This is a genomic window from Acuticoccus sp. (assembly GCF_965213555.1).
In the GTDB taxonomy this organism is placed as follows: domain Bacteria; phylum Pseudomonadota; class Alphaproteobacteria; order Rhizobiales; family Amorphaceae; genus Acuticoccus.
In genome coordinates this window covers 3745623-3761390 of sequence record NZ_OZ243890.1, presented here as the reverse complement: position 1 = coordinate 3761390, position 15768 = coordinate 3745623, and the positions used below count along the sequence as shown (strand labels likewise).

The window sequence follows — 15768 nt, the reverse complement described above, 5'->3', positions numbered from 1 at the left end:
AGACGTTGGATCGTGATAGTTCGGGGGAGATCGTGATGCGTATGGGGAGATGGGCGGCTACTTTCGGCCTCGCGGCGGTGCTTGCGATGCCGATCCTTCCTTCCGTGGCGCAGGAGTCCGAGGGCGGCGAGCAGAACGCTTGGGTCAAGATCTGCAACACCGATCCGGCTGCCAACAAGGAGCTCTGCCTCATCACGCAGGAACTGCGGACGAACTCCGGACAGTTCCTCGCCTCCGCGGCGATCCGCGAGTTCACCGGTGAGGCGCGCAAGAGCATGCTGCTGTCCGTGCCAGTGGGCATGGTCATCCGCCCCGGCGTGCAGCTCCAGATCGACGGCGGCGAGCCGGAGAAGGCGGAGTACCAGATCTGCTTCCCGAACGCATGCTACGCCGAGCGTGCCATCGACCAGGCGTTCATCGAGCGGCTGAAAGCAGGGGGCAAGCTGCGGCTCGTCGCCTACAACCAGCAGGGCAAGCAGGTCCGCTTCGACCTCACCCTGATCGGCTTCACCTCGGCCTACGAGGGCGACGGCATCGACCCTGACGCCTTGCAGCAGAAGCAGGCGACGCTGCAGCGCGAGCTCGAGCAGCGAGCGCAGGAGGCGCGCGACCGCCTGGTGGCCGAGCAGCGCCGGGCCGTGGATGAGGCAACCGAAGCGCCGCCGCAGTAGGCGCCGGCTGAGACCAAGCGCGAAGACGCGCGCCGACGGGATCGACGCGCGGTCTTCAGCGAAGGGCGAGGGGCGTTCGAGGGGCCTCCGTGCGTGTGGGTCCGTCGGGCGCGGCGCGCACGGGCCTCGCGCTCAATGGAACTGGTCGAGACGGGCGCAGTAGTTGCCGTCGCGTCGCTCGAACATGTCCGACACCTGCGGGTGCCGGACCGGCTCGCCGGTGTCGTCCGCCAACAGGTTCTGCTCGGAGACGTAGGCGATGTACTCGGTGTCGTCGTTCTCGGCGAAGAGGTGATAGAACGGCTGATCACGCCGCGGGCGGATGTCTTCGGGGATGGCCTCCCACCACTCCTCGGTGTTGGAGAACGTGGGGTCGACATCAAAGATCACACCGCGGAAGGAGAAGACGCGGTGGCGGACCACCTGGCCAAGCTGAAACTTCGCCGTACGAACTTTCTTCATCGATCTAGCCCGTTGTTCGACCGGAGACCCGGCGCTTACTGATACACTGGGACTTGGCGAAGCAAGCCCGACGCAGGGCCGGTCCCTTAGACCGGCTGCGAACCGAGCGACGCTCCCTTGCGCCACGTCCCATGCCACCCAAATGCCGCTACCCCGTGACACGTTCATCGCACGCGCAAGCCCCGCGCAAGGCGGCCACAAGAGCGTACGGGTAAATCCGCTGCTTGGACCAATCAAGACCGGCATCGTGACGAAAGCGGCGGCTTGGACAGGCCTCGCCGCTGGGTTGGACGCTTGGGGGAAAGCGTCGGCCTCATGGGCCATCGGGAACGCTTCAGCCGTCGGCCTCGCGCGCGGTCGTAGGGTGCTTGGCAAGAGCGTCCTTGGCCTTGCTCCACAACTGCTCCAGCGTGGGTGCGTCGGCCGCGCCGAGTGTGGTGCCGGCGCGGCGAGCGGCGTCGTCCATGTGGCGCACGCGGGCGGCGAAGCGAGCGTTCGAGCCGCGCAGCGCGGCATGCGCGTCGATCCCGAGGTGACGGGCAAGGTTCGCCAGCGTGAAGAGGAGGTCGCCGAACTCGGCCTCCATGGACGGCCCGTCGCCATCGCGCACCGCGACGACGAACTCCTCCAGCTCCTCGCCGACCTTGTCGACCACGTCGTCCGCGCCGGACCAGTCGAACCCCACCTTCGCCAACCGCTTCTGCAGCTTCTGCGCGCGCATGAGCGGCGGCAGGTCGACGGGCACGCCGTCGATGATCCCGGCCGGCTTGCCGACGCGCTCCTCGGCCTTGATGGCGTCCCACACCACCTTGATCTCGTCCGGCGTGCGGGCCGCACCGTCGGCGAAGACGTGCGGATGGCGCCGCACCAGCTTGTCCGAGATGGAGGTCGCGACGTCATCAAAGGTGAAGTCGCCGGCCTCGGCACCGATCTGCGACAGGAACACCACCTGCAGCAGGAGGTCGCCGCACTCGTCGCGGATGTCATCGACGTCGCCGCGCTCGATGGCGTCGGCGACCTCGTAGGCCTCTTCGAGCGTGTAGGGCGCAATCGTGCCGTAAGACTGCTCGCGATCCCAGGCGCAGCCGCGCTCGGGGTCGCGCAGCCGCGCCATGATGCGCCGCAGCCGTTCGATGGGCGTGTCCTGCATAGTCCGTCCTCGTCGCCCGCGGTGATGGCCCTCCGTCGCATAAGACGGATTATGGAACCTCGGCTGAGATCGCTCTGTCTCACGCGCTCTCTTCGATCAAGGCGTCATTGCTGTCGTCCTCGTCGACGGCCCAGCCCGGATCGACCGCGCCGGTCTCCTCGTCCGACAAGCCGCCGCCGACCGGCGCGCGACCCATGGCGTCCTCCACCAGCCTCGACAGCGCGACCGACCGAGCCGCGAGGAACGCCTCGAAGTCGTCGTTGCGCAGGTGCGCCGGATCGATGAGGTGGGTCCTGATGATCCCGTCGAGTTGGTCGGAGCCGATCCCGTGACGCTCCTCGATGCGTCGCAGGTAGGCCGACGGCGCGTTGCCGCCGACGGCGCGTTTCGTCAACAGGGACAGCGGCGTCTTGTTGAGGATGGAGTTGAAGCGGCCCGGAGCGATCCCGTGCCGGATGCACCACGCCTTGGGAAAGACGTGGTGGATGTCGATGCTGTCCTCGAAGAAGGTCATGAGGTCGACGGGCCGTCCGCTGACGAAGTCCCGGCAGCCGTGCCGCATCATGAGCGCGTGCAGTCCCTTGTACGCGGCCGAGCTGCGAGTGCGCAGCGTCAAAGGCGATCGACGCGGAAGAACGCGTCGTCGATGGAACGGGGTAGCCCACCCTCACCCCGGACCCAGTTTACGAGCTCAGGCACGTCGCGAGCGAGCCGCGTTCGGTGGCCGACCCGTAGAGCTCGCCGAGCGTCATGCACCAAAACCAGCTGGCAGGCTTCTCCCTCGCTGCTGCTGCCTGTCCCTCGCGGGAGATCGCAAAGGCCGCAGCCAGCCCGACGATCAGCGGCGGATACGGGACGTCCTTGTGCCAGACGATCTTGTGTTCGTTCATGAGCTTGGCGGCCTCCATGAACCCACCCTCGACGGAGGCCGCATGTTCCCGGTACGCAGTCACCGGAAGCTCCAGCACGGCACCGCGCCGGCAGCTCACCTGCGGCAGCTCCGTCGCGGGGACGCCCTCGTGTTCCCTCCTCAGCCGATGCTCACGGGTATGAAGGATCGTGCACGCTTGCAGAAAGTCGGTGTTGGCTACGTCCCTCAGGACGTCGTGCCGCCCGTTCTGCCCAATCATGCGGCTGCGGCGTCCCAGCTGGGTCTTATTCCCGTACCAGTCCTCCCGAAGATCGAACCCAGTGCCCGCGAAGATTGCAGTGACTAGTTCAAACGGGTCAAGCTTCTTGCCGCCGAAATTGACCTTCTCGGACACCACGCAGATCGCTTCGCGGCTGTTGTTCTTGCCAGCCGGATGATCGGCATCTTGTAGCGCTCGATGCGCTCAAGGACGTTGAGCACGAACTCGCGCTCTAGGGCTGCCGTGTCGCGCCCTCTCGCCTTCCAGTGGTCCTGCCACCCGTAGAACCAGCGACCCTTGTCGAACACCCGGTTGAGCGGGATGCGTGCGCTTCGTACTCCTTCTCGTCCGTCGAAAGGTCGAGCTTGAGACCGCGCCCGAAGTCCTTCGCGAGCCGCCTCGTCGCAGGCACGGAGAGGATCGCCTGTTCGATCGCTCCCTCGGAGGCGACCGCAGCCTCCATGTCGAGGTAGTAGTACCGCTCGACGATCGTGTCGCGCGGGGACCTCGAGCGCGCGGCTTGCCTCGCGTAGAGCGTTTGGTAAAGCGAGGTGATGCGCTGCTGTCCGTCGAGGAGCAGGAACTCCGGCGAGGTCGACTTCGGCGGGACGCCTTCGATGAGCCGGGGCTTGAAACTCACCGAGCCGCCCGTCTCAAGCGAAAGCAGCGCGCCCACCGGGAACCCGCGTGCGACGCTCGCAATTAGCGACCTCACATCGTCCTCGCCGCACACGTAGTCGCGCTGAAATTCGGGGAGCTGGAGGCGCCCCTCATCGGCCCAGCGGAGGATGTCGCGAAAGTCTTCCTTGGTGGAAGTCGAACACGAGGCCATGTCCTCAATCACCGGAAGCCAACGCACCCCGACGGATCTGCCCGAAGTGAATTGGGCAGGCGAGATCGTGGACGAACGATTGGAACCGAGGGATGCACAACGGGCGGTGATCGAGCCGCCGCTTCCGACCGACGTGCGGGTCCTGCCCCGGTTGGACGACCGCACAGAGCTGTCGGGGATCGTCCGGCGGCTGCGGACCGGGGCGCCGTGGCCCGACATCGCGGAACGCTTCGGCCCTCCCATGACCTGCATGCGGTGGCGCAAGCGCAGCGTTTGGGACCGCCTCTTCGCCGCACTCGCCAAGGTCCTCGACGGGCACCTCCGATTGGTCGACAGCTCGTCGGCGCGCGTTCATCAGCATGGCGCCGACGGCAGAAGCAGGCCGACGACGCCGCGGTGGGACGCTCGCGCGGCGGGCTGAGTACCAAGATCGAGGCCCTCGTCGACGCCGAGGGGCGTCCTGTCGCGCTGGCGCTGACGCAAGGACAGGCGCTCGGCCACGCCGAGCCCATGGGCGCCGTCGCCACTTGCACCGAGGAGGATCCACGCACCGTCTCGCCCTCGTGGAGCTCGCCGCGGTCCGCTTCCGGCGTCGCCGTGTCGAGCCGGTGTCTTCGCCAGCGTGCCTGCGAAGGTGGGCGGACGCGCCGCGCTCGCGCAGCAGGGGCTGCCACGCTATGGACGACGTCCGCACGCTGGGGGCGACGCATGGTGACGACCGAGGGGTTCGCCTCGTCCGTGCGGGTGGTCGACCACCCGCTCGTCCAGCACAAGCTCACCCTCATGCGGCGGGCCGACACGTCCACCGCGAGCTTCCGCCAGCTCCTTCGCGAGGTCGCGCACCTGCTCGCCTACGAGACGACCCGCGACCTCGAGCTGGAGCTCGTCGACATCCAAACGCCGCTGTCGCCCATGCGCGCGCCGGTCCTCGCGGGGAAGAAGCTCGTGTTTGCCTCGATCCTGCGCGCCGGCGAGGGGCTGCTCGAGGGCATGCTCGACCTCGTGCCGTCCGCGCGCGTCGCCCACGTCGGGCTCTACCGCGACCCGACCACGCTGGCCGCGGTGGAGTACTACTTCAAGGCGCCGGAGGACATCGCCGAGCGGCGCGTCATCGTGCTCGACCCGATGCTCGCCACCGCGCACTCCGCGATCGCCGCCGTCGACCGGCTGAAGGAGGCCGGCGCCACCGACGTCAGCTTCGTGTGCGTGCTCGCTGCCCCGGAGGGCATCGACAACCTCACCGGCCACCACCCCGACGTCGCCATCACGACGGCCGCCATCGACGATGGGCTCGACGCCCATGGGTTCATCGTCCCTGGGCTTGGCGACGCGGGCGATCGCATGTTCGGCACCAAGTAAGGGACGCATCGTGCTTTCCGCGGCAACTCGTTGCCGCAGGCGGCGGTTCAACTGGGGGGACCGGCATGGCACAGCGGCGCGCCAACGCCGGCTCGGTCGCGGCCCCGGGCGACCCCAAGGTGCTCCGCCTCACCGACCCCGCCATCGCAGAACGCCGCGGAAGCGGGGATCAGGCTGGCCGAGCACGCATCTCCCCAACGGCAATGCCGTGGACGCGCTGCGGCACGTCCGTCTCCCCCCGCGGCGGCAGCACGATGGTGATGACGCTCCCGCGCTCGGTCGACAGCGGCAGCGTGAAGGCAATCGTCCCCTGCACCCAGCGCCCGGCGCGATCGGCCTCCACGACCTCGTGCGGCAGAGGCGCGCCGCGGTGAGCAAGGGCGATGCCGTCGAGACCCCAGGTGTGGAACGCGCGCACGTCGACCTCGACGCGCGCCGGTCCGTCATGGGTGAAGGGGAGGTAGAGCCTCGGCCTCCGGGTGAACCCGCTCCAGCGGTACGGGCCCTCCTTCGGGTTGATGTGCGCCCAGTCCTGTCCTCGGGGCTCATCGCTGATTGGCACCATTGCGTCGTCGCCGGCCGGGATCGGCGGGGCCATGATGAGCCCGCGAACCTGGTCCCTCATCTCGTTGTGCTGCGTGCCAAGCGTCGCGATCTCCGTCAGCGGCGCCATGAACAAATCAGCCGCCTTCGCAGCATCGACCCATCGCGCAACGTTCGCGGCAATGCGGCCGGCCGCAATGTCCTCCAACGCCTCGATCTGAGCCTCGGCGGTGGGCTCGAAGTAGCTGAGGTAGAAGATGGTACTCAGCCACTTCAGCACCGTCGTCTCGCCGGTCGAGCCAGCGACGTAACCCGTCTCGATCATGCGCTGGGTGAAGTCGCGGTCGACGGGTGTCGGCGTCTTCTCGCGGCGGCGCCACCTTGGAAGGCGCTCCTTGTCGTCGACGCGGTGAGAGAGCCCGCTCGGCGGCGTGAACGTCGTGGGCGTGTACTGGTCGGTCCGATCGTAGTGGCCGAACACGCGGGGAGCGCGCACGCCGTATGGGTCGCGAAAGGTGACGACCCCGGACGCGACGAGGCCGAGCGACGGATCCCGCTCGTAAGCCGCAAGGTGGGCCGACAGGTGGTTCGGCAGCCAAATGTCGTCGTGGCCAAGGTAGGCGAGGATCGGCGCGGCGGCCAAGCGGATCGCGCGGTTGTTGGGACCGGACTGCGTTGCCCACCGTCGGGCGAGGTTGACGAAGCGGAACCGCGGATCGCCGAGCTTGCGTACCACACGGCAGGCGCCGCTGTCGTCGCAGTCGCCGACGACGAGGCACTCAAAGTCGCCCATCTCCTGGCGTTGGACCGACTGGAGCGTCGGAAGGATGAGCGGACCGCGTCCCCAGGTCGCGATGGCGACGGTGACGCGCGGCGGGGCATCGTGGGCCGCCCTCACACCTCGAAGGTGAAGGGGATGCGCGGGTCCGGATGCGGGATGCGCCGCTTGTCCGGATCGTGCGGATTGTAGGCGACCGTCGGCATGTTCACGAACGAGGCGTCCCGGTCGCCGACGTTCTGCACCCCGTGGACGACGTAGGGCGGCACGTGGAGCCGCATCGGCGCCGCCTCGCCGAGGTGCAGCACATCGAGTTGCCCGTAGGTCGGAGACCCGTCACGAATGTCGAAGAGCGCGACCAGGAACGCGCCATCGGCGAAGGCAAGCCGGTCGCTCTGCTTCTCGTGATAGACCCAGGCACGGACCGAGCGCGAGACGGCGAACACCTGATAGACGTGGACGATCTCCGGCACCGGTCCGTCACGCTGGGTGAGGAGCTCGACCAGGCGGCCGCGCCCGTCGGCCAACGGTGGGATCGGGGTAAGCTCCACTCCTTCGATGGTGCTTGACGGAAGATCAGCGGTCGGCGCGACGACCGGCCTGCTGATCGCAGGATCCTTCACGAAGTCGTTCGGCGCGACCGCAGGCGCATTGGTCATCAGCATCACCTCCCGTCTCGCCCGTCCTAGCACGAACCAACACAGCGTCGAACGAGGATCCAAGCCGACCGGCTGATGCAAACACCTGCCGACGACGGCCGCACCGGCGGGCTGCGTCCGTCAAAAGGTCCGTGCAAGGCGTGAATGTTCAGTCAATAAGGACATGATGCCTTGAAGTATTTGCGTCAATCGAGCACCAGTGGCGTGTCGACTGTCGTAAGATCGCAGTCGGATCGATTTATTCGAGTTACAGACATTTGCGGGAACGAACAAATGGCAACCGTGAACCTTACCCTCGACGAAGTCAGCCAGCGCGTCAGCGTCACCGACCCATCTCCCACCGTCTCCGTGATCTGGGACGAGGCCGTGCAGCAGGCCATCATCGAGGCCCATCCCGGGCCGACGATCGCCGCGCGGGCCTTCGCGTTGATGCACACCGCGATGTATGAGGCTTGGGCCGCGTTCGACCCTGCCGCGGTCGGCTCGGTCGCCGGCAACGCGCTGCAGGGCAAGGCCGGCACGAACACCGACGCGAACAAGGTCGCGGCCATGAGCCAGGCCGCCCACGCCGTCCTCAGCGAGCTGTTCCCGGACCAGAAGGCGGCGTTCGACGCCCTCCTCGCGAGCCTCGGCGAAGCGCCGTTCGCGGGGTCCGCGGACCCCTCGACGCCCGCCGGCCTCGGCTTCCTCGTCGCCGAGGTCGTCATGCAGCAGCGCCGCGGCGACGGCGCCAACCAGGAGGGCGGCTACGCCGACACCACGGGATACGAGCCGGGCAACCGCTCCCCGCTCGAGCAGAGCGACATCACGCGCTGGACGCCGGAGAACATCCCCATCGATCCCGAGGACGGCGACCCCGAGCAGTCGTTCCTGACGCCGCACTGGGGCTCGGTGGGACCGTTCGCGCTGGAGGCGCCCGACGCGCTGCGCCCCGCTGCACCCCAGCCGTTCTTCCTGGTCGAGGGCGCGAGCCTCGACCAGGACGCCAAGACCATCACGCTCGCCGACGGCACCGTCCTGCCCGTCTCGTCCGCCCTCGTCGGCACGATCATAAACCCTGCCTTCATCGGGCAGGCGGAGGCGGTGGTCGACGCCGCCGCCGACCTCACCGACCGCGAAAAGGTGATCGCCGAGTTCTGGGAGGACGCGTTCGGCACCTCCTTCCCGCCGGGGACGTGGATGACGTTCGGCCAGTACGTGTCGGCGCGCGACGACCATACGCTCGATGAGGACGCCAAGATGTTCGCGACGCTCGCCAACGCGGTGTTCGACGCGAGCATTGCGACCTGGGAGGCCAAGACGCACTACGACTACGCTCGCCCCGTGCGGGCGATCCGCGACCTCGGCGAGCTCGGCCTCATCGGCTTCACCAAGATCGACCCGGGCACCGGCGAAATGATCGTGGGTGAGGACGGCGACCCGATCTACTTCCTGCGTGGCCAGCTCGACGAAAACGGCGAGGCGCGCACCATCCCAGCAACCGAATTCATCACCTATCAGACGCCCCACCAGAACCCATCACCGCCGTTCTCCGAGTACACCTCTGGCCACAGCTCGTTCAGCGCGGCCGGGGCGGAGGTGCTTGCCGCCTACACCGGCTCGGACGCGTTCGGTGGCCAGGTGACGTTCGCGCCGGGCTCCTCCCGCTTCGAGCCCGGCGAGACGCCCGGCGGGGCGATCACGCTCGCCTGGACGACCTTCTCGCAGGCGGCGGACGAGGCGGGGCGCTCGCGCATCTTCGGGGGCATCCACTTCGACGAGGGCGACCTCAACGGCCGCGCCCTCGGCCGGGCGGTCGGCGACGTCGTGATCGAGGCGATGGAGGCCTACGCCGATGGCAGCGGGGTCGCGCTCCTGGACGGCGACGACCTGATGCTCGGCACGCGCGCGGACGACCTGTTCGTCGGCGCAGGCGGCGACGACACCATCCTCGCCGGCTTCGGGGACGACTACGCGGACGGCGGGGACGGCGACGACCGCGTCAACGGCGGCAAGGGCGACGACACCGTCATTGGCGGTCCCGGCAACGACGCCCTCAGCGGCCGGCGCGGCGACGACGTCGTGATGGGTGAGGACGGCGAGGACGTCCTGTTCGGCCATCGCGGCGTCGACCGCATGCTCGGCGGCGCGGGCGACGACCTCCTGCACGGCGGAGCGGGCGACGACGCCATCTTCGGCGACGGCGGCGACGACACGCTGGATGGCGGCGCGGGCCGCAACCGGATGACCGGCGGCTACGGCGCCGATACGTTCGTGATGCGCGCCGACGGCGTGGCGGTCATCAAGGACTTCGCGCCCGGCGACGACGTGTTGGGGCTCGCCGATGGCCTCGCCTTCGACGACCTCACCTTCGCCGGCCGCCGGATCGTCGCTCCGGACGGCGAGGTCATCGCCCGCTTGCACGGCGACGACGTCCTCATCCTCACCGAGGACGACTTCGCCGCCCTGTGAGGGTCGCGGCTCAGTGGAGCCGTGCCCCATTTTGCGCGACGCGGCTTCTGCGCTAAGGCCACCCGGCCCGACCGCAGGAGCCGCCATGTTCCCCAAGCCCCAGCCGCAGCTGTCGCCCAACACCTACGCTTACGAGGCGCAGCCGATGGTGAAGCCCACGGGCTTCCGCGAGTACGACGCGCGCTGGCTCTTCGGGCAGGAGCTCAACCTCATGGGCGTGCAGGCGCTTGGCATGGGGCTCGGCACGCTGCTCGGCGAGATGGGCAAGAAGGAGGTCGTGACGGGGCACGACTTCCGCTCCTACTCCTCCTCCATCAAGACCGCGCTCATCCAAGGGCTGATGGCGGCGGGCTGCAAGGTCCACGACATCGGCCTCGCGGTGACACCCATGGCCTACTTCGCCCAGTTCGAGCTCGACGTGCCGGCGGTCGCCATGGTGACGGCGAGCCACAACGAGAACGGGTGGACCGGCGTCAAGATGGGGGCGGATCGCCCGCGTACCTTCGGGCCGGACGAGATGGGCCGCCTGAAGGAGATCGTGCTGTCGGCGCGCTTCGACCTCTCCGGGGGCGGCTCCTACGTCTACGTCGACGGCTTCCCCGAGCGCTACATGGACGACCTCGTCCAGGACCGGCGCATCGCGCGGCCCCTCAAGGTGGTCGCCGCCTGCGGCAACGGCACCGCGGGCGCGTTCGCGCCGCAGACCCTTAAACGACTGGGCATCGAGGTCATCCCCCTCGACGCTGAGCTCGACCACACCTTCCCGCGATACAACCCGAACCCCGAGGACATGGCGATGCTGCACGCCATCGCCGACGCCGTGCGCGAGAACGGCGCCGACGTCGGCTTCGGCTTCGACGGTGACGGGGACCGCTGCGGCGTCATCGACGAGGCGGGCGGGGAGATCTTCGCCGACATCGTCGGCGTCATGCTGGCCCGCGACCTCTCCAAGCTGAAGCAGGGCTCGCAGTTCGTCGTCGACGTGAAGTCCACCGGGCTCTACATGACCGATCCCGTGCTGCAGGAGAACGGCGCGAAGACGGACTACTACAAGACCGGACACTCCTACATCAAGCGGCGGGTCAACGACTTGGGCGCCGTGGCGGGGTTCGAGAAGTCCGGACACTTCTTCTTCAACGAGCCCATCGGCCGTGGCTACGACGACGGGCTCGTCTCGGCCATCGCGATCCTCGAGATGCTGGACCGCAACCCGGATAAGACCATGAGCGAGCTGCGCGGCGAGCTGCAGAAGACGTGGCAGACGCCGACCATGAGCCCGCACTGCGACGACGAGATCAAGTACGACGTCATCGAGCGCGTGGTGAAGCGCTTCGAGGACATGCACGCCGCCGGCGAGCAGGTGGCGGGACGTCCCATCAAGGAGCTCATCACGGTGAACGGCGTGCGCGTGGTCGCCGACGATGGGACTTGGGGGCTCGTGCGCGCGTCATCCAACAAGCCGGAGCTCGTCGTCGTGGTGGAGAGCCCCACGTCGGAGGAGGCCATGCGGCTGATGTTCCGCGCGGTGGACGGCGTGCTGCGTGAGAACCCCGAGGTTGGTGCCTACAACCAGACCATCTGAGCTGCGTGACACACCAGTCATTTACCTTATCGTGACAAACGACCTGACGATCTCCACGGACCGCACGACGTTAACCCGGCACAAAGGTGCGCGGACGACCCTCGTGCGCCATGGAAGCGCCGGACAGAGGTCGCGAGGACATGGCAAACGGGGTGGATCTGCCGCGCGCACGGCGCAGCGCAAAGCCTCAGCGCCCAGCGGTGCTGTCGGAGCTGCCGATGGTCGCAGCGCTGCTCGTCGCGGCAGTCCTCGTGGCGGCGATGGCGGCGGGCGGCCCGGTGCTCGACATGCTTGCTGGGCTGCCAGCGTTCTGACGGCGCGCCGGCGATGATCGTCGGTCGGAACGAGGCGGAACGGCCGACGCCCGTCCATGCGGTGCGCAAGACGGCCGTGGACGCGTTCCTCGGCCGCCTGCCCTCCGAGCACGCGACGTTCGCGAGGGCGAACGACTTCGACGGGGCACAAGGCGCCGTCCTCGCGCTGCCCGACCCCGCGGGGCGGATCGCCATGGTGCTCGTGGGCGTCGGCGACGGGTCGGACCCGTTCGCCAGCGCCGGCTTGTCGCGCTTCCCCAGCGGCGCCTTCGCGCTCGGCGAGGGCTGGGCCGACCCCACGGCGGCGGCACTCGGCTTCCTCCTCGGGCTCTATCGCTACGACAACTACCGCAAGCGCTCGCCTCGTGCGCCGCAGCTCGTCGCACCCGACGGCGTCGACGTGACCGACGTTCGGCGCATCGCCGACGCCGTGTTCCTGACGCGCGACCTCATCAACACGCCGGCCAACGACCTCGGTCCCGCCGAGCTCGCCGACGCGGCGCAGGCGCTGGCGCGCAAGGCCGGCGCGACGGTCGCGATCACCGACGGCGAGGAGCTCGAGACGGGCTTCCCGATGATCGCCGCCGTCGGCGCCGCCTCGGCCCGCCCGCCCCTCCTCATCGACCTCACCTGGGGCGAGGAGGACGCGCCGAAGGTGACGCTCGTCGGCAAGGGCGTGGTGTTCGACACCGGCGGGCTCAACATCAAGCCCGACCGCGCCATGAGCCTCATGAAGAAGGACATGGGCGGCGCCGCGCAGGCGCTGGGACTCGCGCAGATGATCATGGACGCCGGTCTGCCGGTGCGGCTGCGCGTCCTCGTCGGGGCGGCGGAGAACGCCATCGGCGGCGCCGCCTTCCGGCCGGGGGACGTCCTGCGCTCGCGCCACGGGCTGACGGTGGAGATCGGCAACACGGACGCCGAGGGCCGCCTGGTGCTCGCTGACGCCCTCTCCCTCGCCGACGCCGAAACGCCCGACCTCCTCGTCGACTTCGCGACGCTGACGGGCGCCGCCCGTGTCGCCGTGGGGCCGGACCTGCCGGCGCTGTTCACCCGCGACGACGTCCTCGCCCAGGAGCTCGCGGTGGCCGGCGAGGACGTCCACGACCCGGTCTGGCGGCTGCCCCTGTGGCCGCGCTACGAGGGCTGGCTGAAGTCGGACGTGGCCGACGTCAGCCACATCTCGTCCCAACCCTTCGCCGGCTCGATCACGGCAGCGTTGTTCCTCCACCGCTTCGTGTCGAAGGCTCGGGCCTACGCGCACTTCGACCTGTTCGCCTGGAACGCCGAGGCGCGTCCGGGTCGCCCCAAGGGCGGTGAGGCCCAGGCGATCCGCGCGCTCTACCATTGGCTCACCGTGCGGTACGGCGGGTGAGCGATCGGGCGCCCCTGCCCGACCGTCGGCGTCACGCCTGGCGCGACGACCTTGCCGACGCGTGCCTGCGTGGCATCGTCGAGGTCCCAAGGTACGTCGAGGGCAGACCGCTCGTCGTCAACGTGCCCCTCCTGCGCTGCCACAGCCGCCCGTCGCGGGACGCACCGATCGACACGGAGTTCCTCTACGGCGAGCCCCTCCAGGAGCTCGAGGCGGCGGACGGCTGGTCGTGGGTGCAGAGCCAAAGGGACGGCTACGTCGGCTACGTCGATGGGTCGTCCCTGCGTCCCCCCGAGCCGGACGTGGCCGCGACCCACCGCGTCGCCGTGCCGCTCGCCCTCGTGTTCCCCTCCCCGTCCATCAAGGTTCCGCCGGGTCCGTCGCTGCCGTTCGGGTCGATCCTCCACGTCCAAGCGACCGAGGTGGTCGGCACCGAGCGCTTCCATCGCACCGCCGTCGGCCACATCCTCGCCCAGCACCTCGCGCCAATCGACCGGCCTGCGGACGACTGGGTCGCCGTCGCAAGGACCTTCGTCGGCGCGCCCTACCTCTTCGGTGGCAAGACGTGGGACGGGATCGACTGCTCGGCCCTCGTCCAGCTCGCGCTGCAGGCGGCGGGACGCGACGCGCCGCGCGACTCCGACATGCAGGCCGCCGAGCTCGGCACCCTCATGGATGCTGACCCCGGCGCGCTGCGTCGCGGCGACCTCGTCTTCTGGCCGGGCCACGTGGGCATCATGCTCGACGAGGCGCGTCTGCTCCACGCCAACGGCCACCGCATGATGGTCGCCATCGAGCCGCTGGCGCAGACCATGGAGCGGCTCGAGCATAAGCTCGGCCTGACGCCTACCGCCTTCCGCCGCCCGTAGGAGGCGGACTTACTTGCCGCTGAGCCAGACGCGGATGGCGGCCAGCTTCAGCGCGGCGAGGAAGTTGTCGGGCCGGCGGTCGTAGCGAGTGGCGATGCCGCGGAAGTGCTCGATGCGATCAAAGAAGCGCTCGATGAGGTTTTGCTGCCCATAGACGAAGCCGCTGAACGGGAACGCCCGTTTGCGGATGAAGCGCGGCGGCGCGTTCGCCCATGCGCCGCAGGCTGCGGTGGTCGAGGATCGCATCGGTGTCGTAGGCGCGGTCGGCAACCAGGACCCTTTGCCGAGATCGCCAATCAGTTCGCGAGCGGCCGGCGCATCGCCGGCCTGACCGGGCGTGAGCGCAAGGCGGACGGGCCGGCCCCCGGCATCGACGAGGGCGTGGATCTTGGTCGTCAGGCCGCCGCGGGAGCGGCCCATGCCGCCATGGTCCTCGCCCCCCCCTTTTGCCCGTCGCGCCGTGCTGGTGCACGCGCACGCCAGAGGGGTCGATCATCACGATGTCGCCGTCGTAAGCCTCGGAGACGGCGTCAAGGATGCGGTTCCAGATCCCGGCCGCCCGCCACCGGACGAAGCGGTTGTAGAGCGTCGTCCGCGGCCCGTATCGCTCCGGCACGTCGCGCCAGGCGTCCCGGCCCGGAACCGCCACAGGATGGCGTTGATCACCCGCCGGTCGTCCACCCGCGGCACTCCGCCCAGAACGGCGACCCATCCGTCCATACGCGCGGGGCCATCGCCTCGACAGCCCATCGGTCCTATCAACCCGCGGAAGACCGGGCACCGGAGGGCCGCACCATGGATGAAGCCAACGTTCCACACGTCGACGTCACCGCGGACGGGCTGGTCGCCACCGCGACGCTGGTCAACGTGGCGCGGCGCAACGCGATCTCCATCGGCATGTGGCGCGAGCTTGAGGCGTTCGCCGTGTCGGTCAGCGCCGACCCCGACGTGCGCGTCGTGGTCTTCCGCGGCGCCGGCGAGGTGTTCTCCGCCGGCGCCGACATCACCGGTTTCGCCGACGAGCGGGCCGACAGCGCCGGCGCGCGGGTCTACGACGATCAGCTCGAGCTCGCCTGCCGCGCGGTGGAGGCGATCCGTCAGCCCACCGTGGCGCGGTTGGAGGGTCCCGTCGTCGGCGCCGGCTCGGCGCTGGCGCTGTCGTGCGACCTCAGGATCGCCGCGGACGACGCGTTCTTCATGGTGCCCGCCGCACGGCTCGGCCTCGGCTACGACCCGCGCGGCGTCGCCCGGCTGGTGCGTGTGTTCGGCGAGTCGGTCGCCCGCTGGATCCTCTTCACCGCCGGACGCCTGCCGGTGCAGCGCGCCTTCGCCATGGGCGTCGTCCACGAGGTCCTGACGGACGAGGAGCTCGACGAGGGGCTCGCGCGGCTGGTCGAGCGCCTCGCCGACAACGCGCCCCTGAGCCTTGCGGCGGCGAAGGTCGCCGTCCGCGCGGTCGCGCAGGGCACGGAGCCGATGTTGATGGAGGAGGCGTGGCGCCTCGTGGACGCCGCCGACGCCAGCGACGACTACGCCGAGGGCCGCGCCGCGTTCGCTCAGAAGCGCCCGCCGCATTTCGAGGGACGGTGAGCG

The 15768-nt window shown here is 69.2% G+C and carries 15 protein-coding genes and 1 pseudogene; 8 read left to right on the top strand and 8 right to left on the bottom strand.

What is annotated here, in order from left to right:
* Nucleotides 1–35: 35 nt before the first annotated feature.
* Nucleotides 36–671 (top strand): invasion associated locus B family protein, encoded by a 636-nt coding sequence (locus ACOOE8_RS17570; RefSeq protein WP_420392696.1) that lies wholly within the window; start codon nt 36–38, stop codon nt 669–671.
* A gap of 132 nt (nt 672–803) precedes the next feature.
* Here ACOOE8_RS17570 and hspQ read toward each other — a convergent pair whose 3' ends face one another.
* From hspQ to ACOOE8_RS17545, 5 genes are all read right to left on the bottom strand, one after another.
* Nucleotides 804–1133 carry a heat shock protein HspQ gene (gene hspQ, locus ACOOE8_RS17565; RefSeq protein WP_420392695.1) on the bottom strand — a complete coding sequence of 110 codons (330 nt, stop codon included), beginning with the start codon at nt 1131–1133 and terminating at the stop codon, nt 804–806.
* Nucleotides 1134–1467: 334 nt separating this feature from the next.
* Nucleotides 1468–2283, bottom strand: coding sequence for a nucleoside triphosphate pyrophosphohydrolase (gene mazG / locus ACOOE8_RS17560; protein ID WP_420392694.1), 816 nt, complete (start codon nt 2281–2283; stop codon nt 1468–1470).
* 79 nt (nt 2284–2362) lie between these two features.
* Nucleotides 2363–2899, bottom strand: coding sequence for a hypothetical protein (locus ACOOE8_RS17555; RefSeq protein ID WP_420392693.1), 537 nt, complete (start codon nt 2897–2899; stop codon nt 2363–2365).
* 67 nt (nt 2900–2966) lie between these two features.
* Complete coding sequence (locus ACOOE8_RS17550; RefSeq protein WP_420392692.1) at nt 2967–3551, bottom strand: hypothetical protein; 585 nt, start codon at nt 3549–3551, stop codon at nt 2967–2969.
* A 94-nt stretch (nt 3552–3645) separates the two neighbouring features.
* Nucleotides 3646–4128 (bottom strand): GmrSD restriction endonuclease domain-containing protein, encoded by a 483-nt coding sequence (locus ACOOE8_RS17545; RefSeq protein ID WP_420392691.1) that lies wholly within the window; start codon nt 4126–4128, stop codon nt 3646–3648.
* A 94-nt stretch (nt 4129–4222) separates the two neighbouring features.
* On the opposite strand from ACOOE8_RS17545, the gene ACOOE8_RS17540 reads away from it, so the two are divergent.
* Together ACOOE8_RS17540 and upp are read left to right on the top strand one after the other, a co-directional pair.
* A complete protein-coding gene (locus ACOOE8_RS17540) occupies nt 4223–4666 on the top strand; it encodes a transposase (protein WP_420392690.1) in 444 nt (147 codons plus the stop codon).
* A gap of 287 nt (nt 4667–4953) precedes the next feature.
* Entirely contained in the window at nt 4954–5604 is a 651-nt protein-coding gene (upp, locus tag ACOOE8_RS17535) for a uracil phosphoribosyltransferase (RefSeq protein WP_420392689.1), read from the top strand.
* Between the two features lie 169 nt (nt 5605–5773).
* On the opposite strand, the gene ACOOE8_RS17530 is transcribed toward upp, so the two are convergent.
* Together ACOOE8_RS17530 and ACOOE8_RS17525 are read right to left on the bottom strand one after the other, a co-directional pair.
* A complete protein-coding gene (locus ACOOE8_RS17530; RefSeq protein ID WP_420392688.1) occupies nt 5774–7045 on the bottom strand; it encodes a glycosyltransferase family 2 protein in 1272 nt (423 codons plus the stop codon).
* The gene (locus ACOOE8_RS17525) at nt 7042–7584 is read right to left on the bottom strand and encodes a dTDP-4-dehydrorhamnose 3,5-epimerase family protein (RefSeq protein WP_420392687.1); all 543 of its coding nucleotides are present in this window, start codon (nt 7582–7584) and stop codon (nt 7042–7044) included. Before ACOOE8_RS17525 ends, ACOOE8_RS17530 begins: the two co-directional genes overlap by 4 nt.
* Before the next feature lie 171 nt (nt 7585–7755).
* Between ACOOE8_RS17525 and ACOOE8_RS17520 the strand changes: the two genes are divergently transcribed.
* The 4 genes from ACOOE8_RS17520 to ACOOE8_RS17505 all read left to right on the top strand — a co-directional run bounded on the left by ACOOE8_RS17520 (nt 7756) and on the right by ACOOE8_RS17505 (nt 14175).
* Entirely contained in the window at nt 7756–10035 is a 2280-nt protein-coding gene (locus tag ACOOE8_RS17520) for a DUF6851 domain-containing protein (protein WP_420392686.1), read from the top strand.
* An 85-nt stretch (nt 10036–10120) separates the two neighbouring features.
* The gene (locus ACOOE8_RS17515; protein ID WP_420392685.1) at nt 10121–11617 is read left to right on the top strand and encodes a phosphomannomutase/phosphoglucomutase; all 1497 of its coding nucleotides are present in this window, start codon (nt 10121–10123) and stop codon (nt 11615–11617) included.
* 327 nt (nt 11618–11944) lie between these two features.
* Nucleotides 11945–13306 (top strand): leucyl aminopeptidase family protein, encoded by a 1362-nt coding sequence (locus ACOOE8_RS17510; protein WP_420392684.1) that lies wholly within the window; start codon nt 11945–11947, stop codon nt 13304–13306.
* Nucleotides 13303–14175 carry a C40 family peptidase gene (locus tag ACOOE8_RS17505; RefSeq protein ID WP_420392683.1) on the top strand — a complete coding sequence of 291 codons (873 nt, stop codon included), beginning with the start codon at nt 13303–13305 and terminating at the stop codon, nt 14173–14175. The genes ACOOE8_RS17510 and ACOOE8_RS17505 overlap by 4 nt, the downstream gene beginning before the upstream one ends.
* Nucleotides 14176–14184: 9 nt before the next feature.
* Here ACOOE8_RS17505 and ACOOE8_RS17500 read toward each other — a convergent pair.
* Nucleotides 14185–14868, bottom strand: a pseudogene (locus ACOOE8_RS17500) (IS5 family transposase); the annotation flags it as partial.
* Between the two features lie 102 nt (nt 14869–14970).
* Between ACOOE8_RS17500 and ACOOE8_RS17495 the strand changes: the two are divergent.
* The gene (locus ACOOE8_RS17495; RefSeq protein WP_420392682.1) at nt 14971–15765 is read left to right on the top strand and encodes an enoyl-CoA hydratase-related protein; all 795 of its coding nucleotides are present in this window, start codon (nt 14971–14973) and stop codon (nt 15763–15765) included.
* The last annotated feature ends 3 nt before the right edge of the window (nt 15766–15768 follow it).